13 protein-coding genes are annotated in these 9021 nt (G+C 37.3%); 10 read left to right on the forward strand and 3 right to left on the reverse strand.

The window, feature by feature from the left end; translation table 11 throughout:
* The 10 genes from FZ949_RS08360 to FZ949_RS08405 form a co-directional block, all read left to right on the forward strand.
* On the forward strand, positions 1–804 hold an 804-nt coding region (locus FZ949_RS08360; protein WP_148790352.1), incomplete at its 5' end, for a CbrC family protein.
* Positions 805–814: 10 nt separating this feature from the next.
* Entirely contained in the window at positions 815–1666 is an 852-nt protein-coding gene (locus FZ949_RS08365) for a YwqG family protein (protein ID WP_103579777.1), read from the forward strand.
* Between the two features lie 214 nt (positions 1667–1880).
* A complete protein-coding gene (locus FZ949_RS08370) occupies positions 1881–2495 on the forward strand; it encodes a riboflavin synthase (protein WP_103579778.1) in 615 nt (204 codons plus the stop codon).
* A gap of 9 nt (positions 2496–2504) precedes the next feature.
* Positions 2505–3236 (forward strand): peptidoglycan editing factor PgeF, encoded by a 732-nt coding sequence (gene pgeF / locus FZ949_RS08375; protein ID WP_103579779.1) that lies wholly within the window; start codon positions 2505–2507, stop codon positions 3234–3236.
* 155 nt (positions 3237–3391) lie between these two features.
* Positions 3392–3805: a hypothetical protein gene (locus tag FZ949_RS08380; RefSeq protein WP_103579780.1), complete on the forward strand. Its 414-nt coding sequence runs from the start codon at positions 3392–3394 to the stop codon at positions 3803–3805.
* Complete coding sequence (locus tag FZ949_RS08385) at positions 3787–4170, forward strand: DUF4198 domain-containing protein (RefSeq protein WP_103579781.1); 384 nt, start codon at positions 3787–3789, stop codon at positions 4168–4170. Before FZ949_RS08380 ends, FZ949_RS08385 begins: the two co-directional genes overlap by 19 nt.
* 77 nt (positions 4171–4247) lie before the next feature.
* Entirely contained in the window at positions 4248–4463 is a 216-nt protein-coding gene (locus FZ949_RS08390) for an acetyltransferase (protein WP_103579782.1), read from the forward strand.
* Positions 4464–4608: 145 nt separating this feature from the next.
* A complete protein-coding gene (rpsB, locus tag FZ949_RS08395) occupies positions 4609–5397 on the forward strand; it encodes a 30S ribosomal protein S2 (RefSeq protein WP_084109563.1) in 789 nt (262 codons plus the stop codon).
* Positions 5397–6461, forward strand: a complete 1065-nt coding sequence (gene tsf / locus FZ949_RS08400) for a translation elongation factor Ts (protein ID WP_103579783.1) — start codon at positions 5397–5399, stop codon at positions 6459–6461. The genes rpsB and tsf overlap by 1 nt, the downstream gene beginning before the upstream one ends.
* Positions 6461–7105, forward strand: a complete 645-nt coding sequence (locus FZ949_RS08405) for an ABC transporter ATP-binding protein (protein ID WP_103579784.1) — start codon at positions 6461–6463, stop codon at positions 7103–7105. Before tsf ends, FZ949_RS08405 begins: the two co-directional genes overlap by 1 nt.
* A gap of 398 nt (positions 7106–7503) precedes the next feature.
* Here FZ949_RS08405 and FZ949_RS08410 read toward each other — a convergent pair whose 3' ends face one another.
* The 3 genes from FZ949_RS08410 to FZ949_RS08420 form a co-directional block, all read right to left on the reverse strand.
* Complete coding sequence (locus FZ949_RS08410) at positions 7504–7671, reverse strand: hypothetical protein (protein ID WP_258033447.1); 168 nt, start codon at positions 7669–7671, stop codon at positions 7504–7506.
* A 234-nt stretch (positions 7672–7905) separates the two neighbouring features.
* Positions 7906–8514, reverse strand: coding sequence for an ATP phosphoribosyltransferase (gene hisG / locus FZ949_RS08415; protein ID WP_084109560.1), 609 nt, complete (start codon positions 8512–8514; stop codon positions 7906–7908).
* Positions 8511–9021: type III pantothenate kinase (locus tag FZ949_RS08420; protein ID WP_148790353.1), on the reverse strand; the 511-nt coding region annotated here is incomplete at its 5' end. The genes FZ949_RS08420 and hisG, both read right to left, overlap by 4 nt.

Consider the following 9021-nt stretch of genomic DNA (forward strand, 5'->3'; position numbering starts at 1 on the left):
AATAATGGCAATGCTTCTAGTATTGAGGTACTCTATGAATTTAAAGAAGAGTTGGAAAAATGTGATGACATTTGCGCAAAGTATGTTTTAGTCGATGTTTATCAGCTTTTATCTATGAGAAAGAGTGCTTACGACTTACTTTTAAAAATACATGACAAAAGTGATAAAAAACAGCTAAAGACACTTGGCTATCTAGAGCAATTCATTGACGAAAATGATAGATGGGCACTACCTCACCCAAAAAGTAGAGGTCAAATTTTGGCTCAAAAAGAAAAAGCTTCCACACTACCAAAATTTATCTACCATTCCAATCCTTTAAGAACTGGCGCATTTAAAGATGATATGAATATAGTGTGTGAGTGCTGCGGCAAAGATACTGAAGTTTATTATAACGGTAGCATTTATTGCGAGAAAGATATTTCGTATCTTTGTCCTACTTGTATTTCTAGTGGTAAGGCTGCCAAGAAATTTGATGCTACATTTGTGCAAGATGCTGACAAACTAACTACAAGTGATGCTAAAAGGGATGACGAACTTTTTAGAAGAACCCCGGGCTACGAGAGCTGGCAGGGCGAGCATTGGATAGTTTGTTGTGATGATTATTGCGAATTTTTAGGTGATGTTGGTACAAGGGAGCTTGAAGAAATGGGCATAGCAGACGAGGTCTTTGAGGACTATGCAAAAAGAGCTGAATATAACGATAAAATGCTATGCGAACATCTTATTAAAGCTGGCGATATTGCCGGATATTTGTTTCGTTGTTTGCATTGTAAGAAGTATCATATATACGTTGATGCTTGTTAAAGAGGAAAATATGGATATTGCAAAAATTTCTAAAGGTTGTAAAGAGCGTTGGCTGGATGAACTTTTTAGGCTTTTATTACCACTAGCAAGAAATGCCATAAGGATAGATACGCAAGCTAAAAATGACGATGATATCGCCGTTGGAGCGTCTAAATTTGGCGGCTCGCCAGATCTGCCAGATGGTTTATCATGGCCTTCAAATGAAAATGGCGCTTTAAGTTTTGTGGCACAGATAAATTTTGCTGAAGCTAGCAAATTTGACATTGACTCACTACTGCCAAAAAGCGGAATGCTCTATCTTTTTTATGATAGAAATTTGCGTGTTTGGGGCTATGATCCTGCCGATAAAAACGGCTTTGCAGTGATCTTTTCTGATGTAAATGATGAGTCACTTTCTCGCAGGAGAGTGGAGAGCTTAGAGGGAGAAAATTTCACATTTAATGCGCGCTTGCTCAGCTTTAAAGATAAGATAAATTTGCCAAATTTACAAAGCTCGATTGTACCATTTAGTAAAATTAGTGAGGCTGAGTGGGAGGCTTATCATGAGGTTATTGAGCCAAGCTGGCAGGCTAAAGAAAATAAGCTCCTTGGGCACTCCGATAATGTCCAAGATGGCATGGAGCTAGAGTGTGAGCTGGTTGCAAATGGACTTAGCTGTGGTGATGGTAGCGCTTATCACCACCCAAGAATAGCGGAATTTGAGAAAAATTCTGCCCAGTGGCAACTGCTTTTACAGATAGATAGTGATGATGAGGGCGACATGGACTGGGACGGAGAGGGCAGAGTTTATCTTTGGATAAAGAGGGACGACCTAGCGACGCGCGACTTTAGCAAGACGTGGCTAGTTTTACAGACAAGCTAAGGTTGCCAAATTTATAAAAGATAAAAATTAAAATTTATAGAGAAATTTTATACTAGGGTTACACAATAAATTTTTACTAACGTTTTTAGTGCGATTGCCAAAATTTCACTGCCATTTCTACCACTAACTACTTAAATATATAAAATAATCAAAGATGGTAATGCCCAAATTTAGGCAAAATTTAGTAAAATCCTTAAAAAATTAAAGGCAAAATATGTTTAATGGCTTGATCCGTGAGATAGCACAGGTTGTTAGTTATTCACAAAATATTTTAAGGCTAAAGGCAAATTTTCGTCCAAATTTAGGCGATAGCATCGCAGTAAATGGCGCTTGCCTGAGTGTGATAAAACTGCATGAAGATGGCTTTAGTGTGGAGCTAAGTGCAGAGAGTAGGGCAAATATCGCGGTTGAAAATTTAAAAGAAAGAGTGCATATCGAGCCAGCGATGAAGCTAGGAGACCGAGTAGATGGGCATTTGATGCAAGGACATATCGATTTTATCGGTAAAATTTCAAATATCAAAAAGAATGAGAACGGGGTTGATTTTTACATCGACCTGCCGCGCGAGGCCATGAGCTTGATGTCAAATAAAGGCTCAGTGGGCGTTGAGGGTGTGAGCCTTACGATAAATGAAATTTTGCCAAAGGGTATAAGGCTTACAATCATACCAATCACTTTTAGAGATAGTCTTTTTGGTACTTTTAAGGTCGGTAGACGCGTAAATATCGAAAGCGATCTTTTGGCTCGATACGTAGCTAGGCAGCTTTTTTGCAAGCAAGATAGTGGCCTTAGCTGGGACGATGTTGAGCGAATTTCTAGCCTTTATTAGGTGGATAAAATGCGTGAAAATTTAGAGATCGTCTTTGATAAAAATGGCGTATTAGCTGGCTTTACAAATAGATTTGGTGGTGTGAGTGAGGGTACTTTTGAGAGCTTAAATTTAGCAGATCATGTTGGTGATGATCCGCTAAAGGTCGCACAAAATCGTGAAATTTTAGCAACGGCGCTTGGTATTATGCCTATTAATTTAAAATTTATGAGCCAAATCCACTCAAATAAAGTGGAAATTTTGCAAGATTTTAACGATACTCTACCTCCGTGTGATGGTGTGATAACATCATTAAAAGGCGTGGTGCTTTGCGTCTTAGTCGCTGACTGTGCGCCTGTTTTGATAATAGATGAACATCTTGGCGTAGTCGCAGCTGTGCATGCGGGACGCGCAGGTGTTACTAGTAAAATTTGCACAAATGCAGTGGGGCTGATGATGAGTGAGTTTGGTTGCTGCGCTAATAATTTACGCGTATTTATAGGCGCAAATATTAAAGTGCAAAACTACGAAGTAGGCAAGCTAGATCTTGGTGAATTTAACCGATATAAAAAAGATGGGAAATTTGATATAAACGCAGCTTTATTAGACGAATTTGCTAAGCTTGGGGTAGAGCAAATATCGCTAGATCCTCGTTGCACTTTTGAGAGAGATGAATTATTCTCATACCGCAAACAGAGTAGGACCGGGCGTTTTTGTGGATTTGTGATGAATAGAGCCACATCAATAAATACTAAAAAATAAAAGTAAATTTTTAGCTTCATTACTTGCCTGTTAAAATTTGCCAGCTAAATTGTATTGAATGTTTTGATGTTTAATTTGATCTAAAAAATGGCTAAATATAATAATTTTTAGCTACAATTTGACATCGAATCTCAAAAATAACAACAAGGAAAATCATGCAAATAGGTAAAATTTTGACTGCCATTATGTTAACAGGAGCCTTTTATATGGCGCAAGCACACATGTTTTGGGTAGATGGAGCTAATGATGAAAAGCTAGGAAAATTTATCGCAAACATGGGTTATAGCGACGATTTCCCAAAGCTAGAACCTATTATGGCCGAACGCATCCATCTTTTTGTGCCAATTACTGTAATAAGTAAAGATGGTAACAAAAAGGAGCTTATACAAAGTGGCGAGAACTACCGCTATGAGGGCGAAAGATTAGACAAAGGCACATATATCTTACTAGCACAGCAAGATCCTATGTATTCGCTCAAAAAACGTAGTGATGGCAAGTGGCTAATAGGCAAAACTAAGCTTGATATAAAGGATCTAAGCGATATACAGATTTGTCGGCTGATGACGTAACATCTAAGAGAGCCTTAAATTTAGGTGAAACAAACGACTTCGTAACTAAACCTATTGGAGTTAAAATCGAGATCGTACCGCTACAAAACCCAGCGGAATTTAGAGTGGATAAGCCTTTTAAATTGCAGGTTTTTGCTGATGGAAAGCCGCTAGAGCGAGCTAAGCTAACTGGTACTTTTGCTGGGTTTTTAGACCATAAGCATGCATTTTACGGTATGACTGATGAGCAAGGCATCACTGAAGTGTTAGCTCTAAGGCCAGGTTTTTGGGTATTTGAGGTGATTTATGAAAGACCTTATCCAGATGCTGCGAAGTGTGACAAAGAGACGTTAAAAACGACACTTAGTTTTGAGATAAAAGAATAAAAGTTTGATATAAATTTGAGTCCGAATTTATTATAAATTTTTTATAATCGCTTTGTAATTTTGAAAGTAGAGAAAGAATGCCTTACGAAAACTTCAAATCAAAAAATTCTCTTGTGCTAAAAATCACTACAAACGCAAGAAAATTTGGCGTAGAAACGCTACAAAATGAGGAGTTTGTAAGCATTCTTTTAAATGTCAAGAAGCTTGAAATTTCATCCGAAAAAAGGCAAGCAATGGCAGAAATTTTTGCTAAATTAATAAAAATCGAAGAAGACTCACAATTAAGTAAATAAACTTTAGTTTAAATTCATATTACTTTAAGTATAATCCCCCTTTATTTCACACACGACAATCCTAAATTTGGTTGTGCGAAAGCATTAATGGTCGTGGAGGATAAAACTAAATTCAAGGCAAAATGCCTAAAACAAGGAGAAACTCATGGTAACTATGAGAGATTTATTAGAGTGTGGCGTACATTTTGGTCACCAAACACGCCGCTGGAATCCAAAGATGAAAAAATTTATCTTTGGCGAGAGAAAAGGTATCTATATTATAGATCTACAAAAGACTATCCGCTACTTCCGCTACACTTACAACATCGTTCGTGACGCAGCTGCTGAAGGCAAGTCAGTACTATTTGTTGGTACTAAAAAACAAGCTATCGACGCTATAAAAGAGTACGCTGAAAAATGTGGAATGCCTTATGTAAATCACCGCTGGTTAGGTGGTATGATGACAAACTTCGGTACTATCCGCCAGTCCATCCGCAAACTAGAAGTTATCGAAACTATGGAAGAAGATGGTTCGATAAATTTGTTAACTAAAAAAGAGGCTTTAATGCTTCGCCGCAAAAAAGAGAAGCTTATCGCAACTCTTGGTGGTATCCGCAATATGAAAAGCCTACCTGATATGATATTTGTTGTTGATACAGTTAAAGAAAAGATCGCTGTTCAAGAGGCTAACCGCCTAAAAATTCCGGTTGTAGCACCAATTGATACAAACTGCGATCCTGATGTTGTTGATTATCCAATCCCAGGAAACGACGACGCGATCCGCTCTGTTCAGCTTTTCTGCCAAGAGATGGCTGAGGCTATCAACGAAGGCAAATCACTTCTTGAGCAAGATGGTGGCGAGCAAGTTGCTGGCGAAGAAGTAAGCCAAGATGAGAAAGATGCAGTTGTAGCTGAGGCTATGAGTGAAGAAGACTTTGGCGAGGACGAAGAGTAATGGAAATAACTGCACAAATGGTAAAAGAGCTCCGCGAATCAACCGGAGCTGGTATGATGGACTGCAAAAAGGCACTTGGCGAAGCAAATGGTGACATGGAAAAAGCTGTTGACATCCTTCGTGAAAAAGGCCTAGGTCAAGCAGCTAAAAAGGCTGATCGCCTTGCAAGCGAGGGCTTAATAAGCGTTGAAGTTTGCTCAAAATGCAAAAAAGCAACTATCAGCGAGATCAACTCTGAAACCGACTTCGTTGCTAGAAATCCACAGTTTCAAACACTTGCAAAAGATGCAACAGCTCATATCCAATCAAGTGGCATAACAACAGTTGAAGAGCTAAACGCAAGCACTTTAAATGGTGTTAAATTTGAAGAATACTTCAAAACTCAGATCGCAACCATCGGTGAAAACCTTGTAGTTCGTCGCTTTGAGACTATTATTGCTGATGATAAAGGCGTAGTAAATGGTTATGTTCATTCAAATGGCCGTGTTGGCGTACTTATCGGTGCGGCTTGCGAAAGCGTAGAAGTTGCAAACAAAGCAGCTGAATTTATAAGAAATTTATGTATGCATGCAGCTGCTATGAAGCCAAGCGTTATAAGCTACAAAGATCTTGATAAAGATTTTGTTGAGAAAGAATTTATCGCACTTCGCGCTGAACTTGAAAAAGAAAATGAAGAGCTAAAACGCCTAGGCAAGCCACTTCACCACATCCCTGAGTACGCTAGTCGCTGCCAAATAGGCGATGCTGAGCTTGCAAAAGCTACAAAAGTGATCGAGGAAGAGCTAAAAGCTGAGGGCAAACCTGAGAAAATTTGGGACAAGATTATCCCTGGCAAGATCGAGAGATTTTACGCTGATAACACAGTGCTTGATCAACGCCTTACACTTTTAGGTCAGTTTTATGTAATGGACGATAAAAAGACTATCGAACAAGTTATCGAAGAGAAGAGCAAAGAGCTTGGCGGCAAGATCGAGATCGTAAAATACGTTCGTTTCGAGCTTGGTGAAGGCTTAGAGAAAAAAGTAGATGACTTTGCTGCAGAAGTTGCTGCTCAAATAGGCTAATGGAAATTTTAAGAGCGTCTAATCTAGGCTTTGCGTATGATTATACGCTCTTTAATAATATAAATTTAACTCTCAATCAAAAACAAAGTATCGCGATAACCGGCGTTAGCGGTTGTGGCAAATCAACGCTTTTACACATACTTTCAACACTTTTGAAGCCAAATTTTGGCGAGGTCATCTATCAAGATAGATCGATCTATGAGCTTTCTCAAAACGAGCTTTTGGCCATTAGAAGGCTTCATTTTGGCATTATTTTCCAGTCACACTACCTTTTTAAAGGCTTTAGTGCTTACGAAAATATCGAGCTTGCTAGTATCTTATCTGGTGAAAATATAGAAAAAAATGATCTTGAAGCGCTTAAAATTTCAAGTGTGATAAATCAAAAAGTTGGTGAGCTAAGCGGTGGTCAGCAGCAACGCGTTAGTATCGCTAGAGTGCTTACCAAAAAGCCAAAGATCATCTTTGCAGACGAGCCAACGGGCAATCTTGACAAGCAAACAGCAAATGAGGTAATGCAAGTTTTATTTGACTATATAAATGAAAATAGCGCTGCCCTTGTGCTAGTTACTCACGACAACGATTTAGCAGCAAAATGCGATAGCTCATGCAAGCTTGAGAACAAAGAGCTTGTGCAAATTTCTTAAATTTTAAAAACTAAAATTTATTATTTTATCTTTAATATTTTTATAAATTTTTCCAACTTAGATTTATCTATATCTTTATAATAAAAATTTGTATTAAAAAGCTTTATGTAATATGTAAAATCAGGTAAGACCAAATTGCTTGCCTGATTAATAGAAAGTTTAGACTTATCCTGTCAAAAACCACCAACAGGTTTTGTATTATTCTTATCGGCCTTTTATTTTAAAAATTTCTCTTTCTATTTTGTAGGTTTATACTCATCTTTGAAGAATTTTTTTCTTAGTATTGATTTTTTGCTCTAGCATTTTCTTCTCATAAATTTTATATGTTGACTTCCAATATTCAAGGTAATTTATAAAGCCAGCGCTATGTCCTCCTTCATAGTGGCAACTTACAAATTTTAGTTTTTTGTCACTGTCAAGAATTTTTTATAGTGAGTATACATCTTTTGAGCTTGTGCTGATATTTTATTGCTACCTATCATATTTGTATGGCAGCTAGTACAGCCATTGTCACCAATCTCTTTAAATTTGCTAGGATTATCGCCTTGATTTTGGTGGCAAGCAATACAATCAAAGCTAGATGTTTGTGGTGAGGCTTTAGCTTATATTCGGCTCTTGGCTCGTTAAAGACTACTATTTTTGTTACGTTTAGATCGTTATTTGTATGTCAGTACTAATCTCTATTAACAAAAAGTATGTCAATAACTACTAATGCATTATTCTAAAAGAATTTATAAGTAAATAGTCGGACTTTATATCACTAAAGAAATTTTTGTACTTTATGATGAGCTAGCAGGACTTTAAATTTCCTCTTTGATTTTTTTGTAAAGCTCTAAAATCTCATCTTTTTTAATGATAAAGCTATTTTTATTTGCTATTAGATAAGCTGAGCTTTGCATGATATCACCAGCGATCTTTAGTCCGTTTTGTTTCATGGTTGAGCCAGTCTCGACTACATCAACTATCGCGTCGCTTAAGCCAACTAGTGGCGCAAGTTCGATCGAGCCATAAAGCTTGATGATCTTTACAGCTACGGCTTGTTTTGTAAAATAATTTCTTGTTATATTTGGCATTTTTGTGGCTATTTTTAGCTCTGGCTGGTTTAGATCTAGTTCAGAGTCGTTTTTTATGCCAATGCAAACTTTGCACTGTCCGATTTTTAAATCCAGTAGCCTTACAACATTTGGCTTGTGCTCTTCAAGTACGTCGAGCCCCACTACACCAATATCAGCCGCACCTTCAGTGACGTAAGTTGGGATATCTTGGTTGCGAACCATTAAAAATCTAAAATTTCCTTCTTCAAGGATTAATTTTCTATCTTCAAATAAAAAACTTGAACCAAAAATTTTTCTAAAAATTTCTAGTGTTGCCTCGGCTATTCTTCCCTTTGGTAGTGCTACTGTTATCATATTGTCATATCTTTCTTTTCAGTTATTAGCTTTTGCATGGCACGAAAAACAAGCATCTTGTCGCAAATAGCATTTTTAAAAAATTTTGACAAAAAGTCGCCATCTCCACCAGTAAAATATACTTTTTTGTCACCGGCTAGTTTATCTAGTAGAGTTATTATTGGTTTAATAATGCCATAACTCACGGCATCAGCTGTTTTTTGCGGTAGAGCATCTATGTCAATTTGTGAATTTATAGTGATATCAAGTCGTGGCGAGATGCTTTTGTAGGCATTTAGCATACTTGAAATACCTGGCAAGATATATCCTCCAAGATGGATAGAATTTGCCATAATGTCAACCGTTATCGCGCTTCCAGCATCAACGATTACGCCATTATTTATAGAGTAACATGCAGCTATTCTATCTACGCCTAGACCCTGGTATATCGTATCAATAGTAAAAAATGGTTCTAGATCCACAAACATCTTATTATCTTTTAAAATATTTAAAATTTCATCATTTACG

Origin of the sequence: Campylobacter concisus (genome assembly GCF_902460545.1) — a bacterium.
GTDB lineage: Bacteria > Campylobacterota > Campylobacteria > Campylobacterales > Campylobacteraceae > Campylobacter_A > Campylobacter_A concisus_AE.